Origin of the sequence: Pseudomonas sp. CFBP 13719, assembly GCF_014842095.1 — a bacterium.
Classification (GTDB): Bacteria; Pseudomonadota; Gammaproteobacteria; order Pseudomonadales; family Pseudomonadaceae; genus Aquipseudomonas.
Genome location: NZ_JACYVB010000004.1, coordinates 80,540 through 97,184 on the forward strand (window position 1 = coordinate 80,540; position 16,645 = coordinate 97,184).

A 16,645-nucleotide genomic window follows, 5' to 3' on the forward strand; every position below is an offset into this window, starting at 1 on the left:
AGGTATCAAAGCGCCAGTTCAGGCGGAGTGCCTGACGTATCCAGTCGTCTGTTTCGCGGTCTGTGGCCGCGAATAAGAGGTCTACACCGCCACCCGATGCTCGCGCAGCCCGGGACTGCTGACCCGGTAGATGCCGATCTCGCCCAGAAGATTGGGCCAGATCTTGCTCGCCCACCCGTGGCGGTGCTGTTGATCCACCGCCAGACGATTGAGCACCTGCGCGCGGCGCTCGCTGCACAGGGCTTCGAAGTCGGCAAAGGTGCAGAAGTGGATGTTCGGCGTGTTGTACCACGTATACGGCAGGAACTCGGACACCGGCATGTGGCCCTTGCTGGCCAGGTACCAACGACAGCGCCAGTGGCCGAAATTGGGGAAGGTGATGATGCACTGGCGGCCGACCCGCAGCATTTCGTCGAGAATTCGGTCCGGGTATTCCACCGCCTGCAGCGCCTGGGTCATGACCACGATGTCGAAACTGTTGCTGGCGAAGTTGCCCAGGCCTTTGTCCAGGTCCTGCTCGATGACGTTGATGCCCTTGCGCACGCATTCGGTGATGTTGTCGGCATCGATTTCCAGGCCGTAGCCGGTGACCTGCTTGTGGTCGCGCAGCCAGGCGAGCAACTCGCCATTGCCGCAGCCCAGGTCGAGCACGCGGCTGCCGGCGGGAATCCAGTCCTGGATGATTTCTAGGTCAGCTCTCATGGATGCCTCACAGTGCAATGCGGTTCATGTAGCTGCTGAACGCCTGCAGATACCGTGGAATGGGGATCAGGAAAGCGTCATGCCCCTGCGGTGCATCGATTTCCAGGTAGCAGACGTCTTTCTTCGCCGCCATCAGCGCATCCACCAGCTCGCGCGAGCGCGCTGGCGAGAACCGCCAGTCGGTGGTGAACGACATCACGCAGAACTTGGCCTGCACATGGGCGAAGGTGGCGGCCAGATCATCGTCGTGAGCTGCGGCCGGGTCGAAGTAGTCCAGCGCTTTGGTCATCAGCAGGTAGGTGTTGGCGTCGAAGCGACCGGAGAATTCCTCGCCTTGATAACGCAGGTAGCTTTCCACCTGGAATTCCACGCTGTGGAAATCGTAGTTGAGCTTTTCGCTCTTCAGGCCGCGGCCGAATTTCTCGCCCATCGAGTCATCCGACAGGTACGTGATGTGCCCGACCATGCGCGCCAGCATCAGGCCGCGTTTGGGAATCACCCCGCGGGCCTGGAAATCACCGCCATGGAACTCGGGGTCGGACAGGATGGCCTGGCGCGCCACCTCGTTGAAGGCGATGTTCTGTGCGCTGAGCTTGGGCGCAGAAGCGATTGCCAGGCAGTGGCGGACGCGCTCTGGGTAGGTGATGGTCCACTGCAACGCCTGCATGCCGCCCAGGCTGCCTCCAACCACCGCCGCCCACTGGGTGATTCCCAGGGCATCCGCCAGGCAGGCCTGGCTGTGCACCCAGTCTTCGACGGTCAGCACCGGGAAATCGGCGCCGAACGGCTTGCCGGTCTCGGGATCGATGCTGCTGGGGCCGGTGGAGCCGTTGCAGCCGCCCAGATTGTTCAGGCTGACCACGAAGAAGCGATTGGTGTCGATGGGCTTGCCGGGACCGATGCAGCTGTCCCACCAACCCGGCTTGCGGTCGTCGGTGGAATGGTAGCCGGCGGCGTGGTGGTGGCCCGACAGTGCGTGGCAGATCAGCACCGCGTTGCTGGCACTGGCGTTGAGCTGGCCGTAGGTCTCGTAGATCAGGTCGTAGGCGGGCAGCGAGCGTCCGCAGGCCAAGGCCAGGGGTTCGCTGAAGTGGGCAATTTGTGGAACGACCAGACCGACGCAATCGTCGGGAAAGACAGTGGACATCGACCCTGCTCACGCTTGAATGAGGCGTAAGTCTAAAGAGCGCGGGGCACAGGGGCAAGCAGCGCTTGGTGGGGTTCGAGGCAGTCCGGCAAGGAGCGTTTGCCGCCTGCGTGAAAGCCCGCGAGGACCTTCACGCAGGCGGCGTGCAGCGGTCAGATCAGCAGGCGCAGGATCTGCGGCATGCCGGTGCTCATGGCCAGGTTGTTGATGACCAGCATGTCCAGCAGCTTGAGTACCATGAAGGCCAGGATCGGCGAGATGTCCAGGCCGCCCAGGTTGGGCAGGATGCGCCGAAACGGCGCCAGAGCGGGCTCGCAGATCTGGTTGACCAGCTCGGCACCCGGGTTGTGGCTCTGCGGTGCGACCCAGGAGAGGATCACGCTGATGATCATGGCGAAGAAGAAGATCTTCAGGAACAGCGCCGTCACCCCGATGATCGACCACACCAGCAGTTGCAGGGGGTTGCCGGTGGTGCCGTAGGCGAGCAGCAAGGTCAGCGCCATGATGATCATCTGGATGACGATGGCCAGCAGCAGCGAAGACATGTCCAGGCCGAACAGGCTGGGGATGATCCGCCGCACCGGCTTGAGCAGCGGCTGCGTGGCGCGCACGATGAACTGGCACAGCGGATTGTAGAAGTCGGCACGCACCAGTTGCAGCACGAAGCGCAGCAGCATGATCAGCAGATACAGGCTGCCCAGGGTTTGCACGACATAGATTGCCGCAGTATTGAGACCGTACATGAAAGCTCCTTATTGACCCAGCTGTTCGGCCAGTTCGGCCGAACGCCGGGCGGCGGCGTTCAGGGCGTTCTGCACCAGGGTTTCGAACCCTTCGGACTGGAATGACTTGATGGCCGCCTCGGTGGTACCGGCGGGTGAAGTGACGCGACGACGCAATTCGGCAGCGTCGACGTCGCTGGCCACGGCCATGTGCGCGGCGCCCAAAGCGGTCTGCAGGGTCAGCCGGGCAGCCGTCTCGTGCGGCAGCCCGAGTTTTTCCCCGGCGGCGGTCATGGCTTCTATCAACAGAAAGAAGTAGGCCGGGCCGCTGCCGGACACGGCGGTGACCGCATCCAGTTGCTGTTCTTCATCCAGCCACAGGGCCAGGCCGACCGCGCCCAGCAAGTCTTCGGCCTGCTGGCGTTGTTCGGCATTGACGTCGGCGGTGGCGTACAGGCCGCTGGTGCCCTGGCGCAAAAGCGCGGGGGTGTTGGGCATGCAGCGCACGATCGGCTGTTGCTCGCCGAGCCACGCCTGCAGGCTCGCGCAGTTGATGCCCGCGGCGATCGAGACCACCAACTGACCGGGTGCCAGGCTCGGTGCCAGCGATTGGCACACGTCCTTCATGCCTTGCGGCTTGACGGCCAGCACCACCACGTCGACCCCTGCGATGGCCTCGGCGTTGTCGGCGAACACCTCGATGCCATGTTCGGCCGCTACCTTGTCACGCTGTTCGGCGCCGCGGTCGCTGGCGCGGATGTGGCTGGCTTCGACACCCTGCGCGCGCAGGCCGCCGATCAAGCTGGCGGCCATGTTGCCGGCGCCGATGAAGGCAATACGAGTGTTGCTCATGAAGGATCCTTGCTCGAAGGTGAGGAGGCCACAGCGGTGTGCGCCGGGGATGTGTCTTGGCCGTAGTTGCGCGCGCCGAACAGCGCCGTGCCGATGCGCACCCAGGTAGCGCCCTGGGCGATGGCCGCCTCCAGGTCGTGGCTCATGCCCATGGACAAGGTGTCCAGCGGCATGTGCAGGCCCGTTTGCAGCGCGCGAACACGGGCAAAGGCGGCGTCCTGCGCGGCCGGGTCATCGGTGGGCTCAGGTATGGCCATCAGGCCGCGCAGGCGCAGGTTGGGCAGTACGGCAATGGCGCTGGCCAGGGCAGGTACGTCGTCGGGGGCGCAGCCGGACTTGCTGGCTTCGCCGCTGACATTGACCTGGATGCAGATGTTCAGGGGGGCAAGCGCGGCCGGGCGTTGCTCGCTGAGCCGTTGGGCGATCTTGAGGCGGTCCACGGAATGTACCCAGGCGAAGTGTTCGGCGATTGCGCGCGTCTTGTTCGACTGAATGGGGCCGATGAAGTGCCAGATCAAGGGCAGGTCGGCGAGTTCCTGCTGTTTGCCCAGGGCTTCCTGCAGGTAGTTTTCGCCGAAGTCATGGATGCCGGCGGCGAATGCCTCGCGCATGGCAGCGGCAGGCTTGGTCTTGCTGACCGCGAGCAGGCCGACTTGGCCGGGCTCGCGTTGCGCCTGTCGAGCAGCGGCTGCGATTCGGGCACTCACTTGCGAAATGTTGTCTGCTATCGTGGACATTGAATTCGTGCCGGCGGGTTTCAGGTCTGCGGCATTCTACCTGCTTGTCTGTATTTGGGGAGTCTCATGGACATTACCGAGCTGTTGGCCTTCAGTGCGAAACAAGGCGCATCCGACCTGCACCTGTCCGCAGGCCTGCCGCCGATGATTCGGGTGGATGGCGACGTGCGCCGTATCAACCTGCCGGCGCTGGACGACAAACAGGTCCAGGCGCTGATCTACGACATCATGAACGACAAGCAGCGCAAGGACTTCGAGGAGTTTCTGGAAACCGACTTTTCCTTCGAAGTGCCCGGTGTGGCGCGCTTTCGGGTCAACGCGTTCAACCACAACCGCGGTGCCGGTGCAGTGTTTCGAACCATTCCGTCCAAGGTGCTGAGCATGGACGACCTGGGCATGGGAGATGTGTTTCGCAAAATTACCGAAGTGCCGCGCGGGTTGGTGCTGGTCACCGGGCCGACCGGCTCGGGCAAGTCGACCACCCTGGCGGCGATGATCGATTACCTCAACAGCAACAAGCACCATCACATCCTGACCGTGGAAGATCCGATCGAATTCGTCCACGAGTCGAAGAAGTGCCTGGTCAACCAGCGTGAGGTACACCGCGATACCCTGGGCTTCTCCCACGCTCTGCGCTCGGCGTTGCGTGAAGACCCGGACGTGATCCTGGTGGGCGAAATGCGCGACCTGGAAACCATTCGGCTGGCGTTGACGGCGGCCGAGACCGGGCACCTGGTGTTCGGCACGTTGCACACCACGTCGGCGGCGAAGACCATCGACCGGGTGGTCGATGTGTTTCCGGCAGAGGAAAAGTCGATGGTGCGTTCGATGCTGTCCGAATCGCTGCAGGCAGTGATTTCCCAGACCTTGCTGAAGAAGATCGGCGGCGGGCGGGTGGCTGCGCACGAGATCATGATCGGCACACCGGCGATTCGCAATCTCATCCGGGAAGACAAGGTCGCGCAGATGTACTCGTCGATCCAGACAGGCGGGTCGCTGGGTATGCAGACCTTGGACATGTGCCTGAAGAACCTGCTCGCCCAGGGCATCATCAGCCGCGACTCGGCCCGCGAAAAGGCCAAGTCGCCGGACAGCTTCTGATCGGTGCATATCCAGCTGCACCGTGGCGTACGTTTCGCGGCCACAGACCGCTCCTACAGAGAATGGCAGTCATCCGTAGGAGCGGCCAGTGGCCGCGAAGGGCGCGCCACGGTCGGGCTGATGCCCTGCGGTGACTGGGTTGCGGCCGATGACCGCTCCTACAGAGAATGGCAGTCATCCGTAGGAGCGGTCAGTGGCCGCGAAGGGCGCGCCGCCGAAAGAGGGATCAGCGCTGGACGATGCGCAGTGCCGGCTCTTTGGGCAGGACGCGCTTGGCGACGGCGTAGTGGGTGTTCCAGTACGGTTTCTTCAGGGTGTCGATAGTCACGGCCTTGCCACGACGCGGGGCGTGGATGAAGCGGTCGTTGCCCAGGTAGATGGCGACGTGATTCACCTTGCGGCTTTTGATGTTGAAAAACACCAAGTCACCCGGCTTGAGGTCCTTGCGTTCAACCTTGACGCCGTGGCCCGCAGCCATGGCGTTGGACGTACGCGGCAGATCAACGGCTTTCACGTCGTTGAAGGCATACTTGACCAGGCCACTGCAGTCGAAACCCTTGCTCGGGCTGCTGCCGCCCCAGCGATAAGGGGTGCCAAGCACGTTGACCGCGCGGCTGAGCACATCGCTGCTCTGCTTGGACGAGGCGTTGCCGACCTTGACCGCGGTAACCTTGGCCAGGGCCTGGTTGCTGCTGGCGGGGCGGGTCACGACGATGCGTGGTGCGCGTTGCGATTGTTCGGTAGCGGACTGGGCGGTGTAGCCATTGAAGCCAGCGGGAAGTCGTTGCTCACGATTGGTGGCGTGGGCGGCCAGGGGCAATAATAGGCAGATGGTCAGCCATGTCTTGAAAAATGGACGCATTCGGCAGGGCTCATGTAGGTAGGCGCGCAACTTTATAACAGCTTTTTGTGTGGTTTTTAATCCGCTGGTCGAGGCTTGGGAGTCGCAAATGGCACCAATCGGGCGCAAAATTGTCCCTTGTGCGGCACGCAACTCAGGTGCTGCAAGGGTTCAGCCGATGTCGGTCACAGAAATGCCATACGTCGGGACGGGGCAAAAAAGTCACAAAACCGTTCAGAAAATTTTTATATCAGAGGGCGCACATCAACAATGAACAGCTATCGGATCCACGATACCCACAGCAAAGTCATGGGCTACCTGTTGTGGATTTTGGGCTTTACCGGTGCTCATCGCTTCTACTACGGCAAGCCGGTAACCGGGACGATCTGGTTTTTCACCCTGGGGCTGTTCGGCATTGGCTGGCTTATCGACCTGTTCCTGATTCCGGCCATGGACCGGCATGCCGACATGCGCTTTCACAGCGGCCAGACCAACTACAACGTGGCCTGGGTGCTGCTGACGTTTCTCGGGTTGTTCGGTGTGCATCGCATGTACATGGGCAAGTGGATCACCGGGGTGATCTACCTGCTGACCGGGGGGTTGTTTCTGGTGGGCGTGCTGTATGACTTCTGGACCCTGAATGATCAGGTGTCGATGAAGAACTCGCAGCGCGGGTAGTTCGGTCAGGCTGCAGCCCCCTGCGCTGTGTCAGGCAGGCCGCAGTGAGGCTTTCGCGGCCGCTGACCGCTCCTACGGGGATGGCGTCGTCTGTAGGAGCGGGGGGTATCAGCCAGTGAAGCTGATATGCCCATCCACCAGGGTGTAGCGCACGGCGCCTGGCAACGTGTGACCGAGGAACGGGCAGTTGGCGCCCTTGGACAGCCAGCGCTCGCCGGCAACCGTCGAGACTCCTTCATCGAACAGCACCAGATCCGCCGCTGCGCCCACCTGCAAGCGGCCTGCCGGCAAGCGCATGGCCTCGGCCGGGCCCTGACTCAGGCGCGCGAGCAAGGTCGGCAGGTCGAGCAAGCCGTCCTGCACCAGGGTCAGAGCCAACGGCAATAGCAGCTCGACACTGCTGATACCCGGCTCGGTCGCACCGAACGGCGCCAGTTTGGCATCACGGTCGTGGGGCTGGTGATGGCTGGCAATGGCCTGCACCACGCCCTTCTTCACCGCTGCACGCAAGCCTTCCCGATCCGCCGCCGAGCGCAGCGGCGGTTGCACGTGATACAGGCTGGAAAACCCGGTCAGCGCTTCATCGGTCAGAATCAACTGGTACAACGCCACGTCCGCCGTGACCGGCAGGCCGCGGCCTTGCGCCTGTTCGATCAGCTCGACGCCGCGGGCCGTGGTCAACTGGCTGAAATGCGCACGCACGCCGCTCTGCTCGACCAACAGCAGGTCTCGCGCCAGGGCAACGGTTTCCGCAGTGGCTGGAATACCCGCCAGGCCCAGGAAAGCGGCGGTGGGCCCATCGTGGGCGAGCCCGCCGATGGACAGATCACGGTCCTGGGAATGAAAGATCACGGTCAGGTCGAACGTGGCGGCATATTCCAGCGCGCGACACAGCGTCCGGTTGTTGCCGAAACTGTTCAGGCCGTTGCCGAAGGCAATGCAGCCAGCATCGCGCAGGGCGATCAGCTCGGCCAGTTGCTCGCCTTCCAGGCCCTTGCTCAGCGCGCCAATCGGAAACACCTTGGCATGGCCGGCTTCGCGGGCGCGATCCAGGATCAGTTCGGCCACTGCCGAGGTATCGAGGATCGGCTTGGTCAGCGGCGGGCAGCACAGGCTGGTAACGCCACCGGCAGCAGCGGCACGGGTTTCGCTGGCGATGGTGCCCTTGCGGCTGTAGCCGGGCTCGCGCAGCGACACGCTGAGGTCGACCAGGCCGGGCGCGGCCACCAGGCCGCTGGCGTCCAGGTGTTGGCTGGCGGTGAAGTCGGCGGGCGCATCGCCGATGGCCACGATTCGTCCCTGGCTGATGTGCAGGTCGCTGATCCGGTCCAGACCACTGGCGGGGTCGATCACCCGCGCACCGATAATACTGAGGCTCACTGGACGTTCTCCTGCTCGAATTGGCGCTGGGCCGTCTGCCCGCTCATGGCCATCGACAACACCGCCATGCGGACCGCGATGCCGTAGGTGACCTGGTTGAGAATCACCGAATGGGGTCCGTCGGCGACGGCCGATTCGATCTCGACGCCGCGGTTGATCGGCCCTGGGTGCATGACGATGGCATCGGGCTTGGCGCCAGCCAGGCGCGCGGTGGTCAAACCGTAGAGGCGATAGAACTCGCCTTCGCTGGGCAGCAGGCCGCCGCTCATGCGTTCACGCTGCAGGCGCAGCATGATCACTACATCGACATCCTTGAGGCCCTGCTCCAGGTCGGTGAACACCTTGACGCCATACTGCTCGACGCCGATGGGCAACAGCGTCTTCGGGCCGATCACGCGGATGTCCGGGCAGCCCAGAGTCTTGAGTGCGATCATGTTCGAGCGCGCTACGCGCGAATGCAGGATGTCGCCGACGATCGCTACCGACAGGTTCTCGAAGCCGCCTTTGTGCCGACGAATCGTGAGCATGTCGAGCATGCCCTGGGTCGGATGGGCGTGGCGACCGTCGCCTCCGTTGATGATGGCCACTTCCGGGCTGACGTGCTCGGCGATGAAGTGTGCGGCCCCGGAGTCGGCGTGGCGCACGACGAACATGTCGGCGGCCATGGCTTCGAGGTTGCGCAGGGTGTCGAACAGGGTTTCACCCTTGCTGGTCGAGGAAGTCGACACGTTCAGGGTGATCACGTCGGCCGACAGACGCTGGGCGGCCAGTTCGAAGGTGGTGCGAGTGCGCGTGGAGTTCTCGAAGAACACGTTGCACACGGTCTTGCCACGCAGCAGCGGGACTTTCTTGACCGCGCGGGCGCCGACTTCAAGGAACGAGTCGGCGGTATCGAGCACTTCGGTCAACAGTTCGCGGGACAAGCCGTCGAGGGAAAGAAAATGGCGTAGCTGGCCCTGGTCATTGAGCTGCAGCGGGCGCTTGGCGTCGATAGGCGTCATGGCGGGGGCTCTTAAAGGCTGGAGGCGGAAGCGAGGTCCTGGCGCTCGAGGGCGAGCGGGGACGGGCCGAGCAATTTTACCCGTTCATGGGCAGCCAGCGACAGGGTGGCACCGACGATGTCGGGGCGAATCGGCAGCTCGCCGGCGTCCAGGTCGAGCAGGCACACCAGGGTCACGCTGGCAGGGCGGCCATAGTCGAACAGTTCGTTGAGGGCAGCGCGGACGGTGCGGCCACTCATCAGCACGTCGTCGATCAGCACCAGATGCTGGCCCTCGATCTCGAAGGGCAGGGCCGAGGGGCGCACTTGCGGGTGCAGGCCGTTCTGGCTGAAGTCGTCGCGGTAGAAGGACACGTCCAGGGTGCCCAGCGCAGCCTTGCTGTCCATGGCCTGCAGCAACGCTTGAGCGACCCAGACACCGCCGCTGTGAATGCCGATGTAGCGCGGCTCGGCAATGGAGCGCCTGGCCAGATGGGCCTTGAGGTCGACTGCCATCGCGCCGATCAGCTCGGCCGGGTTGGGAAGGCTCATGTGTGCTCCTGTGTTTGAGTTCGTCCGAAGAGAGGGGTGCAACGTGGCGCGGCTTGCACCCCACCTGTAGCAGCGGCGCAAGCCGCGTCGGCGGTCGTGCGGTGTATCTGGAAAAATGCGTCGAGGCCGGACGCGGCTTGCACCGCACCTGTAGCAGCGGCGCGAGCCGCGTCGGCGGTCGTGCGGTGTATCTGAAGAAATGCGTCGGGGCCGGACGCGGCTTGCACCGCTGCTACAGGGGGGTGGAGTCCGGCGGCTGTCATCTTCAGGCATTGCCACCCAGCGCATTCGCCTCCAGCCAGCCTTGCAGCAGCAGCTTGGCGGCGATGGCATCGACCGGGTTGTCGCGGTAGCTGCCGCGCTGCCCGCCACGGGCCATGCGCTCGCCCTTGGCTTCGAAGGTGGTCAGGCGTTCGTCGTGGGTATGCACCGGGATGTTGAAGCGGCCGTGCAGACGGCGGGCGAACTTTTCTGCCCGCTCGCTCATTTCGCTGGGGCTGCCGTCCATGTTCAGCGGCAGACCGACGACGATGGCGTCCGGCTGCCATTCCTTGATCAGCGCTTCGACGCGGGTCCAGTCGGGCACGCCGTTCTGGGCCTTGAGGGTACACAGCTCACGGGCCTGGCCGGTGATCACCTGGCCGACCGCGAAGCCGATCTGCTTGGTGCCGTAATCCACGCCGAGCAGCAGTCTGGGTGCGCTCATCAGGCGTGGCCCGCCTGGCTGGTCAGCAGGCTGAGGTTGATACCCAGGCGTGCCGCCGCCGCGCCGAGGCGCTGGTCGCTGTCGGTATTGAACAGGATGTCGGCATCGAAAGGGCAGGTCAGCCAGGCATTGTCGGCCAGTTCGGCTTCCAGCTGACCAGCCTCCCAGCCGGCGTAGCCCAGGGTGATCAGGCTTTGCTCGGGACCGGTGCCATCGGCGATGGCGAACAGGATGTCCTGGGAGGTGGACAGCGAGACCTCGCCCAGCTCGACCGTGGCCTGGAACACCGGGCCGCTGGGGTGCAGGACGAAGCCGCGGTCGGTCTGCACCGGCCCGCCGTTGTAGATGGGTACCTGCTGGCAGGCCGCAGAGGACTCGCTGTCTGGCCGCAACTGCTCGAGTATGTCCGCCAGGTTCAGGTCCTGCAGGCGGTTGACCACCAGGCCCATCGCGCCATTGGGCGTGTGCTCGACGATGTAGGTCAAGGTATGGGCAAAATTGGGGTCCGCCATGTGTGGCATGGCGATCAGGAACTGGTTCCTGAGGTAGCTCGTTTCGACGTTTTTCATGACCTGTAGTGTGGCGTCGGCCTGCCGGCCTGACAAGCTTGCAGGCGCAGTTTCATGTGTCTCAATTGCTCTGCAGGCGATCACCCTTGGCGAAGCGCCAGGTACGGATGATCTCCAGACGGTCGACGTCGGCCAGATCGCCGGTGAAAGGCGCGAACGGCGCGGCCAGGCGCACGATGCGCTGGGCCGCCTGATCGAGCAGCGGCTGCCCGGACGATTCCAGCACCAATACCTCATACAGGGAGCCGTCGCTGTTGATCGACACCATCAGTCGCAGGCTGCCGTAGATCTGCTGGCGGCGTGCCTCGTCAGGGTAATTGAGATTGCCGATGCGTTCGACTTTCTTGCGCCAGTCGTCCTTGTACCAGGCACCCTTGTCGCGCATGGTCGAGGCGGCGCTCAAGCGGTGGATGCGCGGGCGCTTGGCGTAGGCCTGCTGTTCGTGGGACAGCTCGGCTTCCAGGCTGGCGATCTCACTGGACAGCTGCGAGCTGTCGAATTCGGGGGTGGCGGCCTTGGACTTGGGCTCGGGCTTGACCGGCGGCGGACGCGCCTCGGTCTTCACGGGTTTGGGCGCCGTGGTGGCGATGGCCTTCTTGACCGGCGCAGGCTCGGGCTGGGTGACCGGCTTGGGCGCGGGCGGTGGCGTCACCTTGTTGATCTTGTCGTCCTGGAAGGGCGCGACTTCGGAGGTCTTGGGCACGGCCTTCTTGTCCAGGGTGCCGCTGCCTTGCTGGTTGTCCTGGGCAAGAAAATCCGCATCCTTGGGCGCGGTCTGGCTCTTGAGCGGTGCCAGGGTCACTTCCAGGGTCTTGCTGATCTGGGTGGGCGGCTGCGTGCCGAAGCCCACGCCGACGATCAGGGCAACGTGCAGCAGCGCCGCGAGGAACAGGGTGAAACCCAGCCGATCCGCAGGGCGGGCGCCGATGCGGGTCAGTTCAGCAGGGAGGTCGGCGGGCAGCGTCATGAAAGATCCGGCAGGCGTGCAACCCGGGCGGCGATGCGCGCCCGGCAACTGAAAGGGCGTGCATCATAACCCGGAGCAGGGGCGTAAGGTCAGCGTGCCTTGAGCTTGCGATCGATGGCGTCCATCAATTGGCCCCCGATGTCGGTGCCGAACGCCGCGTCGATTTCGCGGATGCAGGTCGGGCTGGTGACGTTGATCTCGGTCAGGTGCTCGCCGATCACGTCCAGACCGACGAACAACAGGCCCCTGGCGCGCAGCGACGGGCCGACCTGTTCGGCGATCCAGCGGTCCTTGTCGCTCAGTGGGCGCGCTTCGCCACGCCCCCCGGCCGCGAGGTTGCCGCGGGTCTCGCCACTGGCGGGAATACGCGCCAGGCAGTAGGGCACCGGCTCGCCGTCGATCATCAGGATGCGCTTGTCGCCGTCCTTGATCGCCGGCAGGTAGCGCTGCGCCATGATCTGCTGGGTACCCATGGCCGTCAGCGTCTCGAGGATGACCGACAGGTTCGGATCGCCCACCCGATGGCGGAAGATCGAGGTGCCGCCCATGCCGTCCAGCGGCTTGAGAATGACGTCGCCATGTTCGGCGGCGAACTCGCGCAGGATGTCGGCACGGCGGCTGACCAGCGTGGGCGGGGTCAGTTGCGGGAACAGCGTGGCGAACATCTTTTCATTGCAGTCGCGCAGGCTCTGCGGCTTGTTCACCACCAGTACGCCTGCGGCCTCGGCCTGTTCGAGCAGGTAGGTGCTGTAGACGAATTCGAGGTCGAAGGGTGGGTCCTTGCGCATCAGGATGACGTCAAGATCGGCCAGCGGCGCGTCGAATTCCGACTCGAATTCGAACCAGTGCTGCGGGTCGGCGAAGACCTTGAGTGGGCGCATCCGGGCGCGGGCCTGGCCCTGGCCTTGGTACAGGTCCTGGATTTCCATGTGGAACAGCGACCAACCGCGTGCCTGGGCTGCCAGCAGCATGGCCAGCGAGCTGTCCTTCTTGTAGGAGATGTTGGCGATCGGGTCCATGACAATGCCGAGGCGAACGCTCATGGGAGTAGCTCCTGTACGCGGGACGTGCCGCTTGCGAATGGGTCTTGGAAAGTGGCGTCAGGGTGGCGCCGCATGGCCCGCAGGTCAAGGGGCAGCGGCCGATGGAACGCTGTTGGAGAGTGTGCTAAAAAGGCTCGGACTTCTTTATTGCCCGCGAAGGCGCCCGTCGGGGCAAGCGCACATCAGAGCCTCCATGAAAACGTCCGAAGCCTTCAAGATCATGGTGATCGACGACTCCAAGACGATTCGTCGCAGCGCCGAACTGTTGCTCGAACAGGCAGGCTGCCAGGTGATCACCGCACTCGATGGCTTCGATGCCCTGGCCAAGATCGTCGACGAACGTCCCGATATCATCTTCATTGATGTCATGATGCCGCGCCTGGATGGCTACCAGACCTGCGCGCTGCTCAAGAGCAACAGCGCCTTCAGCGCCATTCCGGTGGTGATGTTGTCGTCGCGCGATGGCCTGTTCGACAAGGCTCGCGGCCGCAGTGTCGGCTCGGATCAATTTTTGACCAAGCCCTTCAGCAAGCAAGAACTGCTCGCCGCGATCCGCACCCATGTGCCGGATTTCGCCGCGTAGCGAACGTTGTCCAGCCCTGGCGCGTGCCAGGGCCTTTACCGCATGGGGAACAGCATGGCTCGAATCCTGATCGTCGATGATTCGCCGACGGAAACCTACAAACTCACCGGCATGCTGGAAAGGCACGGTCATGAAGTGCTCAAGGCCCAGACCGGTGCCGACGGCGTGGCCCTGGCCCGCCAGGAGAAGCCCGACGCCGTCCTGATGGACATCGTCATGCCCAGTTTGAATGGCTTCCAGGCCACCCGCCAGCTGCAAAAGGACGAGGAGACGGCGCATATTCCGGTGATCATGATCACCACCAAGGATCAGGAAACCGACAAGATCTGGGGCACGCGCCAGGGGGCCAAGGGTTATCTGACCAAGCCGGTCGACGAGGACACCTTGATCCAGACGTTGAACACCGTCCTGGCCGGTTGACCCACGCCGATGCTGGAGTCACGCACCGCCTTCGACCTGCTGCTCGATATCGATCAGCGGTGTCGCTTGCTGGCTGCCGAGCTGCCCTCGCAGGAACTGCGCCTGCAGACCTGGAGCGGCATCGGTTTTCGTCTGGCCGGGCACTGGTACGTCGCGCCCATGGGCGAAGTCGCCGAAGTGTTGCCCGAGCCACGCAGCACGCGGCTGCCGGGCGTCAGGCCCTGGGTCGTGGGCGTGTCGAACCTGCGCGGGCGGCTGTTGCCGGTCATCGACCTGGGAGGATTCTTCGGCCATGGCCTGTCGCCCCAGCGCAAACAGCACCGGGTGCTGGTGGTGGATCGTGCGGACATCTTCGTCGGCCTGCTGGTGGACGAGGTCGCCGGTCTGCAGCATTTCAGCTCGGCCAGCCACCAGCCCTCATTGCCTGAAGCGGCGCTGGCTGCCGCTGCGCCGTTCCTGCAGGGCCACTTCATGCGTGAACACCCCTGGTGCGTGTTCAGCCCGGCCCGGCTGGTTCAAGCCCCGGCTTTCCTGGATGTAGCACTCTGAGCATGCCTATGCGTACTTCCATATTCTGCAACACCCTCGCCACGCGCAGGTCGGCGCGATGACCAAGCGCTGGCCAGGCAACTCTTTGTTGGGCTCGCGAGCCGGCGCGCAGATCATCGGCCTGTTCGTGGCGTTGGTGATCTTCATCGTGCTGCTGTTCGCCAATTTCACCTACCTCAACACCCAGTCCACCTACGACAAGCAGTACATCGGCCATGCCGGCGAACTGCGCGTGCTGTCGCAGCGCATCGCCAAGAACGCCACCGAGGCTGCGGCGGGCAAGGCTGCAGCGTTCAAGTTGCTGGCCGATGCGCGCAACGACTTCGAGCGCCGCTGGGGGTTTCTCAAGGAGGGCGACAGCGCCACCGGGCTGCCTGTGGCCCCCGCGGCGATGCGTGAACAGATGCGCCTGGTGCAGCGGGACTGGGACGAACTGCGCCACAATTCCGATGCCATCCTGGCCAGCGAACAGACGGTGCTGTCGCTGCATCAGGTGGCCGCGACCCTGGCCGAAACGGTGCCGCAACTGCAGGTCGAATACGACAAGGTGGTCGACACCCTGTTGCGTGGCGCCGCCCCAGCCAGCCAGGTGGCCGTGGCGCAGCGCCAGTCGTTGCTCGCCGAACGCATTCTGGGCGCCGTCAACACGGTGCTGTCCGGCGACGAAAGCGCAGCCCAGGCTGCGGAAAGCTTCGGCCGCGACGCCAACCGTTTCGGCCAGGTGCTCGGCGGCATGCTCGACGGCGATGCGCTGATCCGGGTGACCCAGGTACAAGATCCTGAGGCACGCGCGCGCTTGCGCGAGATCGCCGAGTTGTTCCAGTTCGTCTCGGGCAGTGTCGACGAGATTCTGGAAACCTCGCCCGAACTGTTTCAGGTGCGTGCTTCGGCCAGCAATATCTTCAATCAGTCGCAGACCCTTCTGGAAGAAGCCTCGCGGCTGGCCAGCGGTTTCGAGAACCTCGCCAGCGGGCGTTCCGCGGGCACCGTCGGCGGCTATGTGCTGGGCCTGGCGGCACTGGCCTCGATCATTCTGATCGCCCTGGTGATGGTCCGCGAAACCAAGCGGCAACTGCGTCAGACCGCAGAGAAAAGCGAGCGCAACCAGGCGGCGATCATGCGCCTGCTCGACGAGATCGGCGGGTTGGCCGATGGCGACCTGACCGTGACCGCCTCGGTGACCGAGGAATTCACCGGTGCCATTGCCGACTCGATCAATCATTCCATCGACCAGTTGCGCGATCTGGTGGCCACCATCAACCTCACCGCAGAAGAGGTGGCCTCGGCCGTGCAGGACACCCAGGCCACCGCTCACCAGTTGGCGCGGGCCTCGGGGCATCAGGCGCAGCAGATCAGCGATGCATCGGTGGCGATCAGCGACATGGCCCAGTCGATCGACCGGGTGTCGACCAACGCCTGGGAGTCGGCCAAGGTTGCGGATCGGTCGGTGACCATCGCCAACAAGGGCAGCGAGGTAGTGAACAACACCATTCAGGGCATGGACAACATTCGCGAGCAGATCCAGGACACCGCCAAGCGCCTCAAGCGGCTGGGCGAATCGTCCCAGGAAATCGGCCACATCGTCAGCCTGATCGACGACATTGCCGACCAGACCAGTATCCTTGCCCTGAACGCGGCGATCCAGGCCTCCATGGCCGGCGAGGCCGGGCGTGGCTTCGCCGTGGTCGCGGACGAAGTGCAGCGCCTGGCCGAACGCTCGTCGTCGGCGACCCGGCAGATCGAGACGCTGGTGCGGGCGATCCAGGCCGACACCAACGAGGCGGTGATCTCCATGGAACAGACCACGTTCGAAGTGGTGCGCGGTGCGCGCCTGGCCCACGACGCAGGGATCGCCCTGGAAGAGATCGAGGGCGTGTCGCAGGATCTGGCCGAGCTGATCCAGGTCATTTCCAGTGCTGCCCAGCAGCAGACCAGTTCGGCAGGGCAGATCTCGCACACCATGTCGGTGATCCAGCAGATCACCGAGCAGACCTCTTCAGGCTCCAGTGCGACGGCTGAAAGCATCGGCAATCTGGCGCAGATGGCCAGCGAGATGCGTCGCTCGGTGTCCGGTTTCACCTTGCCGGCGCCAAGTGCCGATGCGACTGCGGAGTGAT

19 protein-coding genes are annotated in these 16,645 nt (G+C 64.1%); 6 read left to right on the top strand and 13 right to left on the bottom strand.

Going from position 1 to position 16,645, the window contains the following annotated elements; genetic code table 11:
- Positions 1-81: 81 nt before the first annotated feature.
- The 5 genes from metW to IFT57_RS15030 form a co-directional block, all read right to left on the bottom strand.
- A complete protein-coding gene (metW, locus tag IFT57_RS15010) occupies positions 82-702 on the bottom strand; it encodes a methionine biosynthesis protein MetW (protein WP_122795929.1) in 621 nt (206 codons plus the stop codon).
- 7 nt (positions 703-709) lie between these two features.
- Complete coding sequence (gene metX / locus IFT57_RS15015) at positions 710-1,849, bottom strand: homoserine O-succinyltransferase MetX (RefSeq protein WP_122714507.1); 1,140 nt, start codon at positions 1,847-1,849, stop codon at positions 710-712.
- A gap of 152 nt (positions 1,850-2,001) precedes the next feature.
- Positions 2,002-2,592, bottom strand: coding sequence for a YggT family protein (locus tag IFT57_RS15020; protein WP_122480512.1), 591 nt, complete (start codon positions 2,590-2,592; stop codon positions 2,002-2,004).
- Positions 2,593-2,601: 9 nt separating this feature from the next.
- On the bottom strand, positions 2,602-3,423 hold the full coding sequence (proC, locus tag IFT57_RS15025; protein ID WP_192151918.1) for a pyrroline-5-carboxylate reductase: 822 nt from the start codon (positions 3,421-3,423) through the stop codon (positions 2,602-2,604).
- A complete protein-coding gene (locus IFT57_RS15030) occupies positions 3,420-4,160 on the bottom strand; it encodes a YggS family pyridoxal phosphate-dependent enzyme (RefSeq protein WP_192151919.1) in 741 nt (246 codons plus the stop codon). Before IFT57_RS15030 ends, proC begins: the two co-directional genes overlap by 4 nt.
- 66 nt (positions 4,161-4,226) lie before the next feature.
- On the opposite strand from IFT57_RS15030, the gene IFT57_RS15035 reads away from it, so the two are divergent.
- Positions 4,227-5,261, top strand: a complete 1,035-nt coding sequence (locus IFT57_RS15035; RefSeq protein WP_122795933.1) for a type IV pilus twitching motility protein PilT — start codon at positions 4,227-4,229, stop codon at positions 5,259-5,261.
- A gap of 226 nt (positions 5,262-5,487) precedes the next feature.
- Here the strand turns inward: IFT57_RS15035 and IFT57_RS15040 are convergent, their stop codons facing one another.
- Positions 5,488-6,123, bottom strand: coding sequence for a C40 family peptidase (locus IFT57_RS15040; protein WP_122714510.1), 636 nt, complete (start codon positions 6,121-6,123; stop codon positions 5,488-5,490).
- Between the two features lie 249 nt (positions 6,124-6,372).
- Here IFT57_RS15040 and IFT57_RS15045 point away from each other — a divergent pair, with 249 nt between their 5' ends.
- Positions 6,373-6,780 (top strand): NINE protein, encoded by a 408-nt coding sequence (locus IFT57_RS15045; RefSeq protein ID WP_122795934.1) that lies wholly within the window; start codon positions 6,373-6,375, stop codon positions 6,778-6,780.
- 108 nt (positions 6,781-6,888) lie between these two features.
- Here the strand turns inward: IFT57_RS15045 and IFT57_RS15050 are convergent, their stop codons facing one another.
- From IFT57_RS15050 to gshB, 7 genes are all read right to left on the bottom strand, one after another.
- On the bottom strand, positions 6,889-8,160 hold the full coding sequence (locus tag IFT57_RS15050; protein WP_192151920.1) for a dihydroorotase: 1,272 nt from the start codon (positions 8,158-8,160) through the stop codon (positions 6,889-6,891).
- Entirely contained in the window at positions 8,157-9,161 is a 1,005-nt protein-coding gene (locus tag IFT57_RS15055) for an aspartate carbamoyltransferase catalytic subunit (RefSeq protein ID WP_122714512.1), read from the bottom strand. The genes IFT57_RS15050 and IFT57_RS15055 overlap by 4 nt, the downstream gene beginning before the upstream one ends.
- A gap of 11 nt (positions 9,162-9,172) precedes the next feature.
- Positions 9,173-9,691, bottom strand: coding sequence for a bifunctional pyr operon transcriptional regulator/uracil phosphoribosyltransferase PyrR (gene pyrR, locus IFT57_RS15060; RefSeq protein ID WP_192048027.1), 519 nt, complete (start codon positions 9,689-9,691; stop codon positions 9,173-9,175).
- 265 nt (positions 9,692-9,956) lie between these two features.
- Entirely contained in the window at positions 9,957-10,397 is a 441-nt protein-coding gene (gene ruvX, locus IFT57_RS15065) for a Holliday junction resolvase RuvX (RefSeq protein ID WP_192151921.1), read from the bottom strand.
- Entirely contained in the window at positions 10,397-10,966 is a 570-nt protein-coding gene (locus IFT57_RS15070) for a YqgE/AlgH family protein (protein ID WP_122795938.1), read from the bottom strand. The genes ruvX and IFT57_RS15070 overlap by 1 nt, the downstream gene beginning before the upstream one ends.
- A 61-nt stretch (positions 10,967-11,027) precedes the next feature.
- The gene (locus IFT57_RS15075; RefSeq protein WP_192151922.1) at positions 11,028-11,933 is read right to left on the bottom strand and encodes an energy transducer TonB; all 906 of its coding nucleotides are present in this window, start codon (positions 11,931-11,933) and stop codon (positions 11,028-11,030) included.
- A gap of 89 nt (positions 11,934-12,022) precedes the next feature.
- On the bottom strand, positions 12,023-12,976 hold the full coding sequence (gene gshB / locus IFT57_RS15080) for a glutathione synthase (RefSeq protein WP_122795940.1): 954 nt from the start codon (positions 12,974-12,976) through the stop codon (positions 12,023-12,025).
- Positions 12,977-13,169: 193 nt separating this feature from the next.
- On the opposite strand from gshB, the gene IFT57_RS15085 reads away from it, so the two are divergent.
- The 4 genes from IFT57_RS15085 to IFT57_RS15100 are packed head-to-tail and all read left to right on the top strand — an operon-like array spanning position 13,170 to position 16,644.
- The gene (locus tag IFT57_RS15085) at positions 13,170-13,559 is read left to right on the top strand and encodes a response regulator (RefSeq protein WP_122795941.1); all 390 of its coding nucleotides are present in this window, start codon (positions 13,170-13,172) and stop codon (positions 13,557-13,559) included.
- 54 nt (positions 13,560-13,613) lie between these two features.
- Positions 13,614-13,979, top strand: coding sequence for a twitching motility response regulator PilH (gene pilH, locus IFT57_RS15090; protein ID WP_122795962.1), 366 nt, complete (start codon positions 13,614-13,616; stop codon positions 13,977-13,979).
- 9 nt (positions 13,980-13,988) lie between these two features.
- Complete coding sequence (locus IFT57_RS15095; protein WP_192151923.1) at positions 13,989-14,528, top strand: chemotaxis protein CheW; 540 nt, start codon at positions 13,989-13,991, stop codon at positions 14,526-14,528.
- Between the two features lie 58 nt (positions 14,529-14,586).
- Complete coding sequence (locus IFT57_RS15100; protein WP_192151924.1) at positions 14,587-16,644, top strand: methyl-accepting chemotaxis protein; 2,058 nt, start codon at positions 14,587-14,589, stop codon at positions 16,642-16,644.
- Position 16,645 lies beyond the last annotated feature (1 nt).

What these genes read in the sequence shown, in the direction of transcription:
- metW (WP_122795929.1), bottom strand. Translation starts at nt 702, where the DNA reads ATGAGAGCTGACCTAGAAATCATCCAGGACTGGATTCCCGCCGGCAGC.
- metX (WP_122714507.1), bottom strand. Translation starts at nt 1,849, where the DNA reads ATGTCCACTGTCTTTCCCGACGATTGCGTCGGTCTGGTCGTTCCACAA.
- IFT57_RS15020 (WP_122480512.1), bottom strand. Translation starts at nt 2,592, where the DNA reads ATGTACGGTCTCAATACTGCGGCAATCTATGTCGTGCAAACCCTGGGC.
- proC (WP_192151918.1), bottom strand. Translation starts at nt 3,423, where the DNA reads ATGAGCAACACTCGTATTGCCTTCATCGGCGCCGGCAACATGGCCGCC.
- IFT57_RS15030 (WP_192151919.1), bottom strand. Translation starts at nt 4,160, where the DNA reads ATGTCCACGATAGCAGACAACATTTCGCAAGTGAGTGCCCGAATCGCA.
- IFT57_RS15035 (WP_122795933.1), top strand. Translation starts at nt 4,227, where the DNA reads ATGGACATTACCGAGCTGTTGGCCTTCAGTGCGAAACAAGGCGCATCC.
- IFT57_RS15040 (WP_122714510.1), bottom strand. Translation starts at nt 6,123, where the DNA reads ATGCGTCCATTTTTCAAGACATGGCTGACCATCTGCCTATTATTGCCC.
- IFT57_RS15045 (WP_122795934.1), top strand. Translation starts at nt 6,373, where the DNA reads ATGAACAGCTATCGGATCCACGATACCCACAGCAAAGTCATGGGCTAC.
- IFT57_RS15055 (WP_122714512.1), bottom strand. Translation starts at nt 9,161, where the DNA reads ATGACGCCTATCGACGCCAAGCGCCCGCTGCAGCTCAATGACCAGGGC.
- pyrR (WP_192048027.1), bottom strand. Translation starts at nt 9,691, where the DNA reads ATGAGCCTTCCCAACCCGGCCGAGCTGATCGGCGCGATGGCAGTCGAC.
- ruvX (WP_192151921.1), bottom strand. Translation starts at nt 10,397, where the DNA reads ATGAGCGCACCCAGACTGCTGCTCGGCGTGGATTACGGCACCAAGCAG.
- IFT57_RS15070 (WP_122795938.1), bottom strand. Translation starts at nt 10,966, where the DNA reads ATGAAAAACGTCGAAACGAGCTACCTCAGGAACCAGTTCCTGATCGCC.
- IFT57_RS15075 (WP_192151922.1), bottom strand. Translation starts at nt 11,933, where the DNA reads ATGACGCTGCCCGCCGACCTCCCTGCTGAACTGACCCGCATCGGCGCC.
- gshB (WP_122795940.1), bottom strand. Translation starts at nt 12,976, where the DNA reads ATGAGCGTTCGCCTCGGCATTGTCATGGACCCGATCGCCAACATCTCC.
- IFT57_RS15085 (WP_122795941.1), top strand. Translation starts at nt 13,170, where the DNA reads ATGAAAACGTCCGAAGCCTTCAAGATCATGGTGATCGACGACTCCAAG.
- pilH (WP_122795962.1), top strand. Translation starts at nt 13,614, where the DNA reads ATGGCTCGAATCCTGATCGTCGATGATTCGCCGACGGAAACCTACAAA.
- IFT57_RS15095 (WP_192151923.1), top strand. Translation starts at nt 13,989, where the DNA reads ATGCTGGAGTCACGCACCGCCTTCGACCTGCTGCTCGATATCGATCAG.
- IFT57_RS15100 (WP_192151924.1), top strand. Translation starts at nt 14,587, where the DNA reads ATGACCAAGCGCTGGCCAGGCAACTCTTTGTTGGGCTCGCGAGCCGGC.